This is a genomic window from Pseudomonas sp. 11/12A, from assembly GCF_000800055.1.
GTDB classification, from domain to species: domain Bacteria; phylum Pseudomonadota; class Gammaproteobacteria; order Pseudomonadales; family Pseudomonadaceae; genus Aquipseudomonas; species Aquipseudomonas mohnii.
The window spans coordinates 1,519,588-1,536,558 of record NZ_JUGV01000001.1 but is presented as its reverse complement, the minus strand read 5'-3'; the positions used below and the strand labels follow the sequence as shown (position 1 = coordinate 1,536,558).

General features: G+C 56.0%; 12 protein-coding genes and 1 pseudogene. 8 read left to right on the top strand and 5 right to left on the bottom strand.

From position 1 onward, the window contains the following. The first annotated feature begins 299 nt into the window (after positions 1-299). Positions 300-1,550, top strand: a complete 1,251-nt coding sequence (locus GQ39_RS07025; RefSeq protein ID WP_047528500.1) for a hypothetical protein — start codon at positions 300-302, stop codon at positions 1,548-1,550. A 21-nt stretch (positions 1,551-1,571) separates the two neighbouring features. On the opposite strand, the gene GQ39_RS07020 is transcribed toward GQ39_RS07025, so the two are convergent. Beyond that, the gene (locus tag GQ39_RS07020; protein WP_047528498.1) at positions 1,572-1,946 is read right to left on the bottom strand and encodes a Rap1a/Tai family immunity protein; all 375 of its coding nucleotides are present in this window, start codon (positions 1,944-1,946) and stop codon (positions 1,572-1,574) included. 1,210 nt (positions 1,947-3,156) lie between these two features. Between GQ39_RS07020 and GQ39_RS07015 the strand changes: the two genes are divergently transcribed. After that, positions 3,157-3,711 (top strand): recombinase family protein, encoded by a 555-nt coding sequence (locus GQ39_RS07015; protein WP_047528496.1) that lies wholly within the window; start codon positions 3,157-3,159, stop codon positions 3,709-3,711. 224 nt (positions 3,712-3,935) lie between these two features. On the opposite strand, the gene GQ39_RS07010 is transcribed toward GQ39_RS07015, so the two are convergent. From GQ39_RS07010 to GQ39_RS06995, 4 genes are read right to left on the bottom strand one after another with little or no spacing between them, the layout of a single operon-like run. Next, positions 3,936-4,322, bottom strand: coding sequence for a hypothetical protein (locus tag GQ39_RS07010; RefSeq protein ID WP_047528494.1), 387 nt, complete (start codon positions 4,320-4,322; stop codon positions 3,936-3,938). 40 nt (positions 4,323-4,362) lie between these two features. After that, positions 4,363-4,854 carry a hypothetical protein gene (locus tag GQ39_RS07005; RefSeq protein ID WP_047528493.1) on the bottom strand — a complete coding sequence of 164 codons (492 nt, stop codon included), beginning with the start codon at positions 4,852-4,854 and terminating at the stop codon, positions 4,363-4,365. Between the two features lie 17 nt (positions 4,855-4,871). Next, complete coding sequence (locus GQ39_RS07000) at positions 4,872-5,255, bottom strand: Rap1a/Tai family immunity protein (protein WP_047528492.1); 384 nt, start codon at positions 5,253-5,255, stop codon at positions 4,872-4,874. Positions 5,256-5,277: 22 nt separating this feature from the next. Continuing rightward, complete coding sequence (locus tag GQ39_RS06995) at positions 5,278-6,840, bottom strand: recombinase family protein (protein WP_052193489.1); 1,563 nt, start codon at positions 6,838-6,840, stop codon at positions 5,278-5,280. 73 nt (positions 6,841-6,913) lie between these two features. Here GQ39_RS06995 and GQ39_RS06990 point away from each other — a divergent pair. The 6 genes and pseudogenes from GQ39_RS06990 to GQ39_RS06965 form a co-directional block, all read left to right on the top strand. Next, a pseudogene (locus GQ39_RS06990) lies at positions 6,914-7,195 on the top strand (alpha/beta fold hydrolase); the annotation flags it as partial. Positions 7,196-7,208: 13 nt separating this feature from the next. After that, complete coding sequence (locus tag GQ39_RS06985; RefSeq protein ID WP_047528490.1) at positions 7,209-8,162, top strand: D-2-hydroxyacid dehydrogenase family protein; 954 nt, start codon at positions 7,209-7,211, stop codon at positions 8,160-8,162. 558 nt (positions 8,163-8,720) lie between these two features. Then, entirely contained in the window at positions 8,721-10,307 is a 1,587-nt protein-coding gene (gene glgA, locus GQ39_RS06980; RefSeq protein WP_047528489.1) for a glycogen synthase GlgA, read from the top strand. Between the two features lie 12 nt (positions 10,308-10,319). Next, complete coding sequence (gene treZ / locus GQ39_RS06975; protein ID WP_047528487.1) at positions 10,320-12,119, top strand: malto-oligosyltrehalose trehalohydrolase; 1,800 nt, start codon at positions 10,320-10,322, stop codon at positions 12,117-12,119. Beyond that, positions 12,112-14,190 carry a 4-alpha-glucanotransferase gene (malQ, locus tag GQ39_RS06970; protein ID WP_047528486.1) on the top strand — a complete coding sequence of 693 codons (2,079 nt, stop codon included), beginning with the start codon at positions 12,112-12,114 and terminating at the stop codon, positions 14,188-14,190. The genes treZ and malQ overlap by 8 nt, the downstream gene beginning before the upstream one ends. Then, positions 14,187-16,961 carry a malto-oligosyltrehalose synthase gene (locus GQ39_RS06965; protein WP_047528484.1) on the top strand — a complete coding sequence of 925 codons (2,775 nt, stop codon included), beginning with the start codon at positions 14,187-14,189 and terminating at the stop codon, positions 16,959-16,961. The genes malQ and GQ39_RS06965 overlap by 4 nt, the downstream gene beginning before the upstream one ends. Positions 16,962-16,971 lie beyond the last annotated feature (10 nt).

The following is a 16,971-nucleotide window of genomic DNA, read 5'->3' as shown; positions in this document are numbered from 1 at the left end:
CCAATTCGTCTTGGTGCCGAACAGTACCTAACCGATTGGTACGGCCCGCACATTCCACACAACTTTCCTAAAGTGACAGACCATCTTGTTTGGTGTGTGAAAAATGGAATTGATGAGGCTGAATTTAAACGCGACATTAGAGAGATGCACTTCATCTAGGAGAACCACAATGCGAATTTGTACATGCCGCCATTGCGGCCACGTATTCACGGTAATGAAGCCTATGGCCTTCTGCACTGCAACATGCCGTAAAGCACACAAAACATCTAATCAATCGACGATCCACGTAGGAGTCAAACATGACAACAGCAGCACCCCAAACCACCAAAGCAGCCGTTAAACAGAAGACCTGTAAGAATCCAAACTGCAAGAAGCGATTCAGACCAGCGGTGAAAACCGCAATCTATTGCAACCGCACCTGCAAAGACAAAGCCGCTAACAAGAAAGTGCAAAAAGACCCAGTGGAGAAAGCTTTGAAAACCGCTTTCTTCTACTATCTCGCTCGTGAATGCCTCCGTGCTGGAACAATTGAAATCCTACGGGGCTACACAGTTGAGTCGCTTTCAGCTCTCCACACCCTGTACAAGTTAAACATGCGTTACAACGGGCGTGGTGATCGTAACGAGTACGAGCTGTCTCATATCGCCCCAGTTAAGGGACATGACTTTATCGGTCTGCTATACGCTGAGAACCTTGTATCCACCCCTAAAGCTCTCAACCGTGCGCATGGTACAAAGTGGTTTGGTTGTGGAAAGTCTGTTCATCGCCTGACACTGGATTCAAAGTACAATGTTGACAAACGCTTCGACAAGGAATCTGAAGTTGTTGCACGGGTGATTGATTACCTTGGAAGGAAGGTTGTTCTAGATACAATCAAGGCGTGCAAGATCAAGCCAACCCAGCGTAGCCAACTTACAGAATGGATTATTGATCGTTACAATCCTTCCAACCCACACCACATAGCCGCACTTCCAGATATCAGTAATGTGGACGACCTGAAGCCAAAGGAGCTTCGGCACGTTAAGGCCATGATGCTTGGCGAAGAAGATGGTGAATACTTCGCCTCCCCTGCTTCACGCCCTGAAGTTGTTCTCTGTCATGAGCTAACCCGCCTAAGTGCGTACAGACCAGAGTTGGAAGTCTACGCTTACGCCCTGACTGAAGCTCTCGCCACTCAGACAGAATCCTCCAGTCTGTTTACCAAGCATCATGGGCAGATGTTGTTCGATGTGTTGCATGGTAAGTCGATTGCTGTAATGGCCGATACACTGGAAATGGTGATTGGCGAGAACACTGCTCACAGCTACGTTACGTACACCCACAACGATAATGGTGCACTTCGTTACAACGTTGCCGCGCTTCAGTACGTGAAGAATCCTGATGGTGGTGCTCAAGTTGTCCATACGTCTCTGGCTGCCTTCAAGGCGTCCTTGGGCGATCCTACACGCGCAGTAGTCCTAACGGATACAGTCGATACCCTGTCACTCGTTCGACCTGGGACAATTGACATGAACAACTCTGACCCGTTTTACGACGCTCCACCCTTCTGACAATCAAGCGGCATCGGGAGGCTACTTAAGGCAAGGAAAGGACACCATTAAAGCAGTTGAAATCAGACCGGACTCATTAAGATGGAGCCTGTCCGGGTGTTCGTTCAGGTACTTCACGACAATCTTCATGACCTGTAGCGTTTCGAGACCACCACTCGGTAGGCATACGATCTTGGGTGAATTGAGCAACGCATGAGTGAGGTCGAGGGTATCTATGGTGCCTTGGATCACACCCATGCACTGGCCAACGCCGAAAAGGTTCTCAGGCTCTCTGCCGCCATCAACGTAAACTATGCCCTCGCGACACTCCTTTAGTAGTTTGTTGCCATCCGCCATTGCAGACTGCGCGGCTAAACAAGCTGTCGTAGCCGCTACCCAGATCACGTATTTTTTCATCACAGCCCATCCCTGCGTTAACGGCGAATAATTGCTTGAAAAGGTTAGCACCAAAGGTAAACCCCCTCTCACCTGCCATTAAGGAGACGTTCTACTCCGACTGCATTGCCTCCAGACCATATAAATCAAGGCGTACAGCCATTTTTAGTGTGCAGCTATCCACAAGTGGAACGAGTAATCAACCGTGACGGCAACGTCACAGAGGGCATTGACCCAGCCTCAGGTACGAAGTATTGCCTCACTGCGTTCAGCGGTGTAACATCCGCCCATGCCTTGCACTAAAGCAGGTAATGCTGTGCCTGTAAGTAAAGTGTAAATGTACTTGACAGGAATTCTGATCTTCGATACAATGCCCTACAAGCTTTTATAAACCGTAGGTTTGAATCGTACAGCTCCTGAACGTAGTGCGAAGTGTTAAAAAAAAATAAAATCAACATACCAGAACAAAAAGAGCTAACGCTCTTATAGTCAGTACGACTGGTTGTACACATCTTCAGAGGTACACTCTCCAAGAACGGCAGTTCTTCTTGTTGATATTGTTATCGTATGTTTTGTCAGGTTGTAACATTACCAAGTGTTCTACCCTTCTGAACGTCCGTTCAGGGTTGTACTCACCGTCAGACTTTCCCCTCCTTGATGCGCAGCATCCATGCTCTTGCTCTCTCCAAGACATATTAGAATAACTACTCTAAAACCCCGTAAAACCTGATGTTAACCATATGGTACATATTGGTGTCTTTGCTAAGGCCGATTAGGCCAGATTGGCTACACACGTTGATTTCATTGGCCTACAGCCAGATTGGCTAATGCCCTGCCCAGTCTATTTTGTACGAGATTGTACAATAAACTCTCAAATACCCCTTTCTCCCCTGTCAGTCTCCCCGGATTGCTAAGCGCGATGCTTTTTCACATCCGCCGCCGGGATTTGAAAAATTGAGGAAAACGGAATCGACAGATGGCCGCACACTCACAAATATCAACAGTGTGCAAGAAATTATGATCGAAATCCTATCGAAAGCGATAAACGGTCAGTCCAGCTTTTTGCCAGCGTGAAGACCCAAGCCCCAAGGTGCTTTCGCTGTGTGCTTAGCCTTTACCCTATGACCGGTCATCGGTGAATACGGATTTGCTGTATTCATAGGGTTGCCTTCAGCCTGATACACTGGCAAAGTGACAATCTCTAGACCCAAAGCACACAGGAGATTCCAAAATGGTTGACGTGGCTTACATCAGAGTCTCATCCGCTGACCAGAACGTTGACCGTCAACTTGATGGCCTGACCTTCACCAAGACATTCACAGACAAGGTGAGTGGTGCAACAACAGACCGTCCCCAGCTACAAGACATGATTGAGTATGTGCGTGAAGGTGATTGCATCCATGTACATTCCATTGACAGGCTGGCCCGCTCCTTGAGCGACTTGATGAAATTGGTAGAACAGATCAATGCCAAAAAGGTTGCAATCAAGTTCCACAAGGAGAACATGTTGTTCACTGGTGACAAGCAGGACGCATCACAGAACCTGTTGTTCCAGATCATGGGCTCTGTTGCTGAGTTCGAACGTTCCATGATCCGGGAGCGTCAACGGGAAGGCATCGCTATTGCAAAGGCCAAAGGGGTTTACAAAGGACGTACCAAGGCTGTGTCCAATGATGATATCCGTGCTTCCATTGCTAGTGGTAAGAGTTACAGAGAGGCCGCCAAAGCTCTTGGTGTATCGGTATCGTCTGTTCAACGTGCAATGAAGGACAACACAGAGGCTTAATGTAACGCCGCTCACAGAGCCTCTACGGGGGCTCAGGGTTATTATAGAATTACGAACGTTTCCCATGGGGACGTTCGCACACGGCTTGATACCTAACTCTTAAATCCTAGTTTCCAAACGTCACTCGCCCAAACTTATATTTCGGGCCAGGAATTCAGCCAATATCGAAGTTGATCACTTCTCGCGGCGCGCGGGATGGATTTTGGTGCAGAAACGCCCCAGCCTCATTTCCCGGTTATTGCTTTCACCAACTCTCTAACTCTTCTCAACAGAAAGTACCAAGAATATGGAAGTGCGAACACCCCTATAAGCAATACAGCAAGTAGCTGAGCCCAGCCAAAGTAATCTCCACGCTCCAAGTAGCTCTGTCTAACCTCTTTTTGTATGCCAATGATATCGGGATAGCCTATTAGCTCAGAGGGCTCACACACTAGAGGGGCTTCTTGATATTTCTGCCACGGCCCTTTAGGTGCTTCCATCGTCTCTATCTTGCATTTCACAACTAGTGCATCCAATGCAAATTGCTCTCTCTTATCTAGAGCGTAGCCCACTGCCAGTACGATTAAGCTAACCGCCACACCAAGGAAGAAAATCTTTGTTGGCTTGCTCATTATCATCTACGCCTTATGTAATTGATGTGGCTACATCACATTAGAGCAGCTTCCATCCGCGAACAACCTTGAAATCAATATACTTCGCCATCTGCTCTTCAAGGATCAACAAATCCTTCTCAAATCTCTGTCGTGCTTCAACACTCTTCTCATGCAGTAGGTGCGTTGTCTCTGAACTGATATGGGGTTGAGCACCGGACAATGTGTCTTCGTACACTAGAATTTTATTTCCACTAGTCATGATATTTTTCAGTGTATCGAAGACCCCGTCTTTAGGATCAAATAGAAACTGTGACTCTCGATAGCACTTAATAAACTCAGCAGACTTCGCTTTCATACTGCCCTCAACCTTGCCATACGCTGACTGGTAATATTCGAGAGTTGCCACATACACATTAAATCGCTTGTTGTATAAATCAAGCCTCACCTTGGCACTCGCAATCTTCATTTGTGAATAGCCAACGACGAGTGTAGCAACACCAATCATTGCTGTTACAGAACTTACAACCAATGTAACCTGCGAAGCCTCCATTCGTTACGCTCCAATTATCAATTGCAAGGGTAGGCATCCATAAACGATCGCCACACTAAGGTCATTCTGTCGACATTCAAATCCTTAGGATTATCCTTCAAGTATTTGACTACCACTCGCACTAGCTGGATAGCCGGTGCAGTGTCGGGAATACAAAACATTAAGTCCTTCTTAAGTTCATCACTGTAGAAGTACACAGTGTTAGCGACTCCTTGCACAAAGCCACCACACACACCAGCATCAAAATGCACATCAGTTCTCGCGGTGCCGCCATCCACCAACATTACATAATTCTGGCACTGCATTAATAACTCGTTTCCATCGAATCTTGGGGCTGCTGCCATAGCCCCACCACTCCCCAGCATCCCTACCAGTGCAATCGCCATCAGCCCTGTTTTCATGGTGCGTCCTGTCTTTTAGTTTTTATTGAACTGTAGCCTTTGCAACCATCTTAGCCACTCTGGCTCTTATCCTATCCGCTGCACCTGTATCCTTCATAGGCTTACGCTCAACACCTAGACGATGGATTGGCAGCTTCATTAACAATCCTTCAGGTGTAACAACCTTGTGTACGTCTTCTGCCCTGCCCCAGCCCTCATACTTGTACGTGCCACTTTCACTAACAATAGTAGAATCCTTGTTGCATACGATCTTATATCCAACACTTTGTAGCAGTGCATTAGCTTTAGCAGGGTCGAGATTGAACTTAGATAGGTCGACAATCTTGTCATACACGGAAACAGCAGAATGTGCCAACCCTGCCTTCTCAGCCAGCAACGCTTTACGCCTTGCCTTATAACCTCTACGCTTTACAAGCACCTCATCATCATCTTCATCATCCATGTCTAGAATGATCTTTTCTGCTTGTCTGATCTTCTTGTTAAGTTCTACCACTTCACCATCAATCGTCACTTCCCGCTTTTGCGAAGCTGATAACACTTGCCCCTGCAAGGCTCTCAGAGCACCCTTGCTAAACGATTGAAAGTAAACAAGGGCAATGACAGACTCAGGAATAGAACGACTGTTAGAGCAAGCTGTAGAGCCTCTACGAGCCCTACTAGAACACTCCATCACAGACAATCCAGTAGCCTGATAGTGTTTGGTGTTGAAGTTCTTCCCACACTCGCCACACACCACCAATCCCGTATATTTGTGTTTAACAGGAGCGCTACGTGGTGCAAACTTTTCTTCCATACGTTTCTGCACACGATAGAACAACTCAGGCTCTACAACTACAGGATAGACGTTTGGGATGCCTTGCCACTCCCCTAGTACAGTACGGTTTGTCATCCAGCGTTTGACAGTGCTAGGTGCCATCCTTACAAAACATGGATGCTTAGAGCCACCATTCTCCAAGATGCGTTCATAGATTCGACGCTCACCCAATCCCGCTGCATAGTCTTCAAATGCCTGTTTAACAAACGGTGCAATTTCTTCTATTAATGTGCCATCAGACTTAAGCCACACAGGTGTATTACGTTTTGGTCTTTTCCCACCCAAGGCGAGTTTGTTCCTTGATACATAACTGGCTTTCATTCGCTCACTCAGAGCTTGTGAGTAGTTGAAAGCTGCCTGCACCTTACCTGCCAGAATATAAAGGCTACCGCCCCTCAGTGAAGCCTGTGTGTATTCCTGCTTATCATCCAGCGTCACCAGTGACACACCAGCATTCAGAATGCCTGTGAGGATTCCTAACATTATTCCCGGCTCCATCCGCCCCGCCCGGTCGATTGCCTCAACCAGTACAACGTCACCGGCGCCGATACCACCCTTCTTAATGGCCTCAAGGAGCTTGCCAAACCCATTCTTGAGGTGCGTCCCGTCGCGCCCAGAGATACCCAAGTCTTTAAACGTCAGCTCACGATTCAGACTGTAAGTGGGGTTTCTCTCAGCCCATGCATCTAACATGGCTTGCTGGCGTTCTAGACTGCTACCCTTGAGCTGCTTACCGGTCGAGAAGCGAATGTATGAGTAGGCGTTGTTCACGAAAACCTCTGTATCTATTGAGCTTGCGGCCTGTGGAATGGAGTTTATCACTCTTCTACACATTGCCGCCTTCTTCAGCCAGCCGGTGTACTACGAGTTCCAGAACCTGAAGATGCCTACCCTGCTGCTGATCGGCACGTCCGACACCACCGCCATCGGCAGCGACATCGCGGCTCCCGAGGTCAAGGCAAAAATCGGCCACTACGACGTACTCGGCAAGCAAGTGGCACAACGGATTGCGCAATCGACATTGATTGAGTTCCCCGGCCTGGGCCACGCACCGCAGATGGAAGAACCGGAAAAATTCCATCAGGCTCTGCTCGCCTGGCTAAACAAAACCAACCCCGTGCGTTGATGAGGTAAGGCAGATGACGGTGCAGATTGCAGTAATTGACGATTGGCAGGACGTGGCCCGCAACGTGGTCGACTGGTCAGTGCTCGAAGGCATCGGCCCAGTGAGTTTCATTCATCAATACCCAGCGGACGGCGCCACGATGGCGGCTCGCTTGAGTGAGTTTGATGTGATCTGCGTGATGCGCGAGCGCACGCGCTTTGATGAGGCGCTGCTTCGCCAGTTACCCAAACTCAAGTTGCTGGTCACCGGTGGCATGCGCAACTTCGCCCTCGACCTCAAAGCCGCCGGCACCCTGGGCATCCAGGTGTGCGGTACCGACAGCTACAAGCACGCTGCCCCGGAACTGACCTGGGCGCTGATCATGGCCGCCACCCGCAACCTCGTGGCTGAAGCCAACGCCCTGCGTGCCGGTGTATGGCAGCAAGGTCTGGGCGGCGACCTGCACGGCAAGACCCTGGCGATTCTCGGCCTGGGCAGCATCGGCCAGCGTGTCGCGCAGTTCGGGCAGGTGTTTGGCATGCGCGTCATCGCCTGGAGTGAGAACCTCACCGCCGAACGGGCCGAGCAAGTGGGTGTGAGCTATGTCAGCAAACAGGAGCTGTTCGAACAGGCCGATGTGTTGTCGGTGCATCTGGTGCTCAGCGAGCGCTCCAGAGGCCTGGTGGACGCCGAGGCACTGGGCTGGATGAAACCCACGGCGCTGCTGGTCAATACGGCACGGGGGCCAATTGTCGATGAGGCTGCCTTGATCAAGGCCTTGCAGAAACGTCAGCTGGCAGGCGCGGCGCTGGATGTGTTCGACATCGAGCCGTTGCCCCCTCTGCACCCCTTCAGGACCCTGGACAATGTCCTGGCCACACCCCATGTCGGGTATGTCAGCCAACAGAATTACCAGCTGTTCTTTTCACAGATGATCGAAGACATTCAGGCCTGGTCCGCCGGTACGCCCATTCGCTTACTGGTCTGAGTACAAGCCCGCTCCCACAGGTTTCGTTCACACCGCGAATCTCTGTGGCAGCGAGCTTGCTCGCGAAGAGGCCAGATCAAACACCACGCCGCCAACTCCCGCACCGCAATGGTGCACACCAACTGTTTGCCCACGCACACCGATGTGACAGTTCTGCTTCTTTTTCAGCCGTTTTAACAAAAAAAACTGCACTTCGTCGGTGCGTTTGCCCCGCAATCCGGCACGTCCGTACCTCGTTAAACCGATTGTCGAACAATTTTGCCATCTGAGCTTCACCGCTCTAAGTTCTGGCCTAGACTCACGTTCGCGGGGAAAAACCGGTCGGTCACAAAGTGGAAAAAAAGTCGAAACTTTTGCCTTGGGTGATCGGTCGACTGAAAGGCAGGTGCGTTACGACTGGTGCAATCTTTGCAACGGCTCCTCCACCCATTCTGCTTCAGCGCATTTGGGCAGTACTTGCTCATCGATGTGTAGCGCTTTTGCGCCCGGCCACAGGAATTGGCCATGAAATGCCGTTTGCCAGACCTAAGAATTAGATCAACAACACGGGAGATGCATATGATCAGTGCGGCTTTAGATATTCAGGGAGAGCGTGCTCATCAACAGGTCGGTGAATCGAGCGCCGTGAGCGCCCACAGCGCCCAATCGATTAGTGTGCCCGTCACCAAGGTGCTGACACCGGTTGCCAGTCAGAACCCGAACAAGAAAAAAGTACTGTTTGTGACCTCCGAGATCGCCGATCTGGTGAAAACCGGGGGCCTGGGCGACGTTTCCGCGGCATTGCCCCGCGCGATGTCGCATTTGCACGACGTGCGGGTGCTGATTCCCGGCTACCCGCAGGTGCTGCACAGTGAAAATCCGATTCATATCATCGGTGAGCTCGGGGGCCATGCCGCCTTGCCACCTTGCAAGATCGGGCGCATGGACATGCCCGACGGCCTGGTCATTTATGTGTTGATCTGCCCCGAGCTGTACGAACGCGAAGGTTCGCCTTATGGCGCCAACAATGGTCGCGACTGGCCGGACAACCACATTCGCTTCGCCCGCCTGGGCCTGGCGGCCGCCGATATCGCCGCCAACCTGGCACAAATTCACTGGTGCCCGGACCTGGTGCATGCCCACGACTGGCCGGCCGGCCTGGCGCCCGCCTATATGCACTGGCGCGGGCAACGCACGCCAACCCTGTTCACCATCCACAACCTGGCGTATCAGGGCGTAACCAGCCTCGGCTCCTGCCCGGAACTGGGCATTCCCCACCACGCGCTGCAACAGGAAGGCATGGAGTTCTACGGCAAGATGTCGTTCCTCAAGGCCGGCATGGCCTATTCGAGCCACATCACCACCGTCAGCGCGACCTACGCCCAGGAAATCACCACGCCAGCCTTCGGCTGCGGCCTCGACGGCTTCCTCGCCGCCAAGACCCAGCAAGGCCTGCTCAGCGGCATTCCCAACGGCATCGATGAAAGCTGGGATGCGGCCACCGATACCCACCTGTTCCGCCCTTTCAGCATTGGCGATTGGGAAGGCAAAGCGGTCAACGCCGCCCACGTACGCGAACTGTTTGGCCTGGAAGACTCCGAAGGCCCGCTGTTCGCCGTAGTCTCGCGACTGGTCTACCAGAAAGGCCTGGACCTGACCGAAGCGGTCTCCGAATACATTGTCAAATCCGGTGGCCAGATTGCGATCATCGGCCGGGGCGAACCGGAAGAAGAACAAGCCATGCGCGAGCTGGCGTTGCGCTTCCCCGGGCAAATCGGCGTACGCATCGGCTTCAACGAGACCGACGCCCGACGCATGTTCGCCGGCAGCGACTTCCTGTTGATGCCTTCGCGTTACGAGCCTTGCGGCTTGAGCCAGATGTACGCCCAGCGTTTCGGTTCGTTGCCGGTGGCGCGCAACACCGGCGGCCTGGCCGACACCATTGAAAACGGTGTGACCGGTTTCCTGTTCGATCAATCGACGGCGGAGAGTTATCAGCAAGCCCTGAGCCGTGCCTTCAAGGTGTTCGCATTCCCCGATCTGCTGCATGCCATGCGTTGCCGGGCCATGGCGGCCCCGTTCAACTGGTGCAAGGCCGTCGAACCCTACGCCGAACTCTACGAACAACTGGTGGCCAAGGCTCTGGGGAAATCGCACAAACAATAAAGAGGCTTTGAAATGCCGTTACGGACCCTGAAGACCTGGCCCCACGGCGCAATCATGCTGGACGCGGAGCACACGCAATTTGCGTTGTGGGCGCCAGATGCGTTTTACGTCAGTGTCGAACTGGAAAATGGACAATCCTTGCCGATGTCGCCGCAGGACGACGGCTGGTTCGTAGTCAAAACCCGTTGCCCGGCGGGCACGCGTTATCGATACAGCATCGATGGCGAAATGGAGGTGCCCGACCCGGCCTCCCGCGCCCAGGCCGGCGATATCCACCACCCCAGCGTGGTGGTCGATCCCCTCGCCTATCACTGGCAGCACAATGCCTGGGCAGGTCGCCCCTGGAATGAGGCGGTGATCTACGAATTGCACGTCGGGGCGCTCGGCGGCTTCCAGGGCGTCGAGCAACAACTGGCGCGCCTGGTGGAATTGGGCATCACCGCCATCGAACTGATGCCCCTGGGGCAATTCCCCGGTGAGCGTAACTGGGGCTACGACGGGGTGCTGCCCTATGCACCCCAAGCCTCCTATGGTTCACCCGACCAACTCAAACACCTGATCGACACCGCCCACGGTCACGGTCTGGCGGTGATTCTCGATGTGGTCTACAACCACTTCGGCCCCGACGGCAATTACCTGCATCGCTATGCCAGCGGCTTCTTCCGCGAAGACGTGCACACCCCCTGGGGCGCGGCCATCGACTTCCGTCGGCGCGAAGTGCGGGATTTTTTCATCGAGAATGCCCTGATGTGGGTGCTGGAGTACCGTTTCGACGGCTTGCGCCTGGACGCGGTACACGCCATCGATGATCCGGATTTTCTCCAGGAACTGGCCCGGCGGGTACGCCGTCAGAGCGATCCGTCACGCCATGTCTGGCTGATGGTGGAAAACGAGCACAACCAGGCCCGCCTGCTGGAACAGGGTTATGACGCGCAGTGGAACGACGACGGCCACAACGCCTTGCATGTATTGCTGACCGGTGAAACCGACGCCTATTACGCCGACTATGCGCAAAACACTACAGGGCAACTGGCGCGCTGCCTGAGTCAGGGCTTCGTGTTCCAGGGACACGTCGACCGTCGCGGCAAACCCCGTGGCGAGCCCAGCGGGCACCTTTCGCCCAGCGCGTTCGTGCTGTTTTTGCAGAACCATGACCAGATCGGCAACCGCGCCTTCGGCGAGCGCCTGCATCAATTGGCCCCTCCTCAGGCACTGCAGGCCGCCACCGTCCTGTTGCTGCTGTCGCCGATGATTCCGTTGATGTTCATGGGCGATGAGTTCGCCGCCGAACAACCCTTTCTGTTTTTCACCAGCCACCACGGCGAACTGGCGAAATGGGTGCGTGAGGGACGGCGTAACGAGTTTGCAGCCTTCGCCGCGTTTACTGATCCGCATAAACGCGAGCGGATTCCCGACCCTAACGCGCCACAGACTTTCGAATCATCCCGCCCGGTGCTGACAGCCAATGGATCGTCGCCCATACACGAGCTGTATCGCCGCCTGCTGCATATCCGTCATCGGCAGATCATCCCGTACCTGCCCGGCACCCAGGCACTGGGAGCCAAGGTGTTGGCAGTCGGTGCGGTGAGTGCGTCATGGCGACTGGGCGATGGCCGTCTGTTGCGCATTGATCTGAACCTTAGTGCCACGCCGGTACTCCACACAGCGTCGGACGGCAGCTCTTTGTTGTTCGAACATCCGCCACATTCGGCCGAGCGCCTGGACAAAGGCACTCTGGCCCCGTATTGCGCGCTTGTCAGCCTCACGGCCGCAACCCCTTTGCAACCCCTGATGGAGAGCGCCAATGAGTGATGCGCAACTGGAAATCCTGGCCAGCCGGGCTGGCCTCGCGGTCGACTGGATTGATGCCAATGGTCGCCCGCAAAAAGTTGCACCCTCGGTCTTGCGCAGCGTTCTGACCGGACTCGGCCACCCGGCCGGCAGCGCTCAGGAAATCGACGCCAGCCTGCAGCAATTGCAGCAGGTTCAAGAAACCCGGCAACTGCCGCCACTGATTACCGCCGACTTCGGTGTCGGTCTCGATCTGGCCCATCATTTCGAACCGCACGCGCCGTGCGAGATCCACCTCGAGGATGGTTCGCGGCTCACCCTCAAGCTGGACGCCGAGGCGATTCTGCCGGGGTTGATTCCCGTGGGTTACCAGCACGTCAGAATCGATGGCCAGACCTTTACCCTGGCCGTAGCCCCCGAACGTTGCTTCAGCGTAGGCGATGCCGTGGACAGCCCGATCCCGCGCACCTGGGGCCTGAGCGTGCAGTTGTATGCCCTGCGACGCAAAGGTGACGGTGGCTTCGGCGATACCCAGGCCCTGGAAGACCTGGCCAGGGTCGCGGGCGAACGCGGCGCCGAAGCGCTGGCGATCAGTCCGCTGCATGCCATGTTTGCCAACGACACCCGGCGCTACAGTCCTTACTCTCCGTCCAGCCGGTTGTTTCTCAACAGCCTGTATTGCGCGCCCGGGACGATCCTCGGTGAGCATGCGATGCGCGCCGCCATCGATGCCACCGGCCTGAGTGTAGAGCTCAAGGATCTGGAAGAGCGCGCCTTGATCGACTGGCCCGCCGCCGCCGAAGCCAAGCACCGGCTGTTGCAAGCGTTGTACGAAGGCTTCGTACAGGGCGAACACCCGTTGCATGCCGACTTCAGCAGTTTTCGTCACGCCGGCGGCGAAGCCCTGGAAAATCACTGCCGGTTCGAAGCCATTCAAGAGGTTCGCGAAGCACAGGGCGAAAGCCTCGACTGGCGTCAGTGGCCCGAGCAATGGCGCGACCCGCGCAGCGCTGCCCTGGCCGAGTTCGCCGAAGAAAACGCTGGCCGCATCGGTTTCTTCGCTTTTTGCCAGTGGCTGATCACCCGTTGCCTGGAGCGTGCGCAGGCAACCGCCCGCAGCAGCGGCATGCGCATTGGCCTGATCTCCGACCTGGCCGTGGGCGCTGACGGTGGTGGCAGCCAGGCCTGGAGTCGCCAGGACGAATTGCTCGCCTCCCTCACCGTCGGCGCACCGCCGGACATTCTCAACCGCACCGGCCAGGGCTGGGGGATTTCCGCGTTTTCTCCCGAAGGCCTCATACGCAACGGCTTTCGCGCCTTCATCGAAATGCTCAGGGCCAACTTCGCCCACGCCGGCGGTCTGCGTATCGACCACGTCATGGGCCTGCAACGTTTATGGGTCATCCCCAACGGCGCGCCGCCCGCCGACGGTGCATACCTGTATTACCCGGTGGACGACTTGCTGCGGCTGCTGACCCTCGAATCCCATCGCCACCAGGCCATCGTCCTTGGCGAAGACCTCGGCACGGTGCCCGAAGGCCTGCGGGAAAAACTCATCGCCCGTTCGATGCTGGGCATGCGAGTGCTGCTGTTCGAACAGGACAACACCCACTTCAAGCCGATCCTCGACTGGCCGGACAACGCACTGGCGACCACCAGCACCCATGATTTGCCAACCCTCAACGGTTGGTGGCATGGCCGCGACATCGACTGGAACGCGCGGCTCAACCTCATCGATGCCAACGCTGAAATCGAGTGGCGCCATCACCGCGAACGCGAACGTGAAGGCCTGCGAAGGGCCTTGAGCCAGGACCCGCAGAACTTTCGCGAAGAGTCCCACGAGACCGATCAGGTGCTCGACGCCAGTGTGCGTTTCCTTGGTCATACCCGTGCGCCGCTGGTGCTGCTGCCACTGGAAGATGCATTGGGCATCGAACAGCAGGCCAACTTGCCCGGCACCGTCGATACCCATCCCAACTGGTCACGACGCCTGCCGGGCTACAGCGAGGCCCTGCTGGACGACCCGGACGCCTCGCGACGCCTGGAATTACTTGCCTGCGCGCGGCTTCAGGCGGCTGAGCGTGACCAATGAGCACGCTGCCAACGCAGCCGCTGCGGGCCACCCTGCGGCTGCAGTTTCATAAGGGTTTTACCCTGGACGATGCGGTGCCGCTGGTGCCGTACTTCGCCCGCCTCGGCATCAGCCATGTCTATGCCTCGCCGCTGCTGCGCGCCCGCGCCGGATCGATGCATGGCTACGACGTGGTGGACCCGACCACGGTCAACCCGGAGCTGGGCGGGGAAGCGGCGTTGCGCCGCCTGGTCAGCGCGTTGCGCGAACAAGGCATGGGGCTGATCCTCGATATCGTCTCCAATCACATGGCGGTCGGCGGGAGTGACAATCCCTGGTGGCTGGACTTGCTTGAGTGGGGTCGCCTGAGCCCTTATGGCGAGTTCTTTGATATCCAGTGGCACTCCGCCGACCCGTTGATGGAGGGGCAACTGCTGCTGCCGTTCCTGGGCAGCGACTATGGCGTTGCCCTGCAGGACGGCACCCTGCCCCTGCGCTTCGATGCGCAACACGGCGCGTTTTTTGTCGAGCATTACGAACACCACTTTCCGATTTGCCCGATGACCTACGGCGAGCTGCTCAAATCCGACATCGAGCCGCTGAAATCCCTGGCCGATCGATTCAGCACATTGAGCTACCAGACCGATGCCCACAGCCTGGCGATCCCCTTGCAGGACGAGTTGCGTGAACTGGCCACCGACCCGGCCATGCTCCAGGCCATCGAGCACAACCTGAAAGCCTACGATTCGCTCACCCGTGAAGGTTTCCAGTGCCTGCACAACCTGTTGGAACGCCAGAGCTATCGCCTCGCCAGTTGGCGCACGGCTGCGGATGACATCAACTGGCGGCGTTTTTTCGATGTCAACGAACTCGGCGGCCTGCGGGTCGAACGCCCGGCGGTGTTCGAGGCGACCCATGCAAAGATTTTCCAACTGGTGGCGCAAGGATTGGTCGATGGCATGCGCATCGACCACATCGACGGCCTCGCCGACCCTAGGGGTTACTGCCGCAAGCTACGGCGGCGGGTCGACAGCCTGGTCCCCGGCCGGCACCTGCCGATCTACGTGGAGAAGATCCTCGGCGAAGGCGAAACCCTGCACCGCGACTGGTCAGTGGACGGCACCACCGGCTATGAATTCATGAACCAGGTGTCGCTGCTGCAACACGATCCCCAAGGCGAACAGACCCTGGGCAGACTCTGGCAGCGGTACAGCGAACGTCCCGCCGATTTCCGGCAGGAGGCGCAACTGGCCCGGCAACAGATCCTCAACGGCTCCCTGGCCGGGGATTTCGAAAGTGTCGCGCAGGCGCTGCTGCAAGTGGCCCGGGAAGACCTGATGACCCGCGACCTGACCCTGGGCGCGATCCGCCGGGCACTGCAGGAACTGATCGTGCATTTTCCGGTGTACCGCACCTACATCAGCCCCCTCGGGCGATCGGCCCAGGACGATTTTTTTTTCCAGCAGGCCATGGACGGTGCCCGGCAAACCCTGGGCGAAGCGGACTGGCCGGTACTCGATTGCCTGGCCGGCTGGCTGGGCGGCGAGCCGTGGCGAAAATGCCCGGCCGGACGCGCGCGCAAACGCCTCAAACATGCCTGCGTGCGGTTTCAGCAGTTGACCTCACCGGCCGCGGCGAAGGCCGTGGAAGACACCGCGTTCTATCGTTCGGCGGTGCTGCTCTCGCGTAACGACGTCGGCTTCAGCACCGAACAGTTCAGCGCGCCGGTCGAGGGTTTTCACGCAGCATGCGAACAGCGTCTCGACGAGTTCCCGGACAATCTGCTGGCCACCGCGACCCACGATCACAAGCGCGGCGAAGACACTCGCGCGCGCCTGGCGGTGTTAAGCGAACACGGTCAGTGGTACGTCGAGCAGATCGGCCTCTGGCGCGCCCTCGCCCGCCCGCTGCGCGAGGATGATCAGCAGCCCTCGGCGGGTGATGAATTGATTCTGTATCAAGCGATGCTCGGCAGTTGGCCGCTGGACCTGAACGCTGACGATCAACCGGCGCTGCAGGCCTACGCCGAACGCCTCTGGCAGTGGCAACGCAAAGCCCTGCGTGAAGCCAAGCTGGAAAGCAGCTGGAGCGCGCCCAACGATGCCTACGAGCAAGCGGTTGAAACCTTCATCCAGCGCCTGCTGTTGAACCCGCAGGGCAACTTTCTGCGCACGGCGCTCGGCAAGGCCGTGCACGCGATTGTCGTGCCCGGGGCACTCAACGGATTGGCGCAAACCTTGCTGCGCATGACCGTGCCGGGGGTCCCGGATCTCTATCAGGGCGCCGAGTTCTGGGACTTCAGCCTGGTCGATCCGGACAACCGCCGGCCAGTGGACTACGCCAGCCGCCAACAGGCCTTGCAGCAAGCCGTGAATCTGCCTGATCTACTGGCGAACTGGCGCGACGGGCGCATCAAACAAACCTTGATTGCGCAGACCTTGAACGTACGCACCGAGCACGCCGAACTGTTTCGACGAGGGACTTACCAGGCCCTCGAAGTCGTCGGCAGCCAGGCCCATCGAGTGCTGGGATTTGTTCGTGAATGGGAGGGCAAACGCGCGATCGTCATTGTGCCGATCCGTTGTGCAGCGCTGCTGGAAAACAGTGCCGAGCCGCAGGTGGACGCGCCGCTGTGGGGCGATACGCGAATCCATGTGCCGTTCGCGACCGCTGACGAGAATCTAAAGGGACTTTTTTCAAGCATCACAGTCACAAAAAACAGGGAGCTGATGATCAGCACCGCGCTGGGGGACTTCCCGGTCAATCTCTTTATCCAAACTACCGACACTTGAGTTCAGTTCA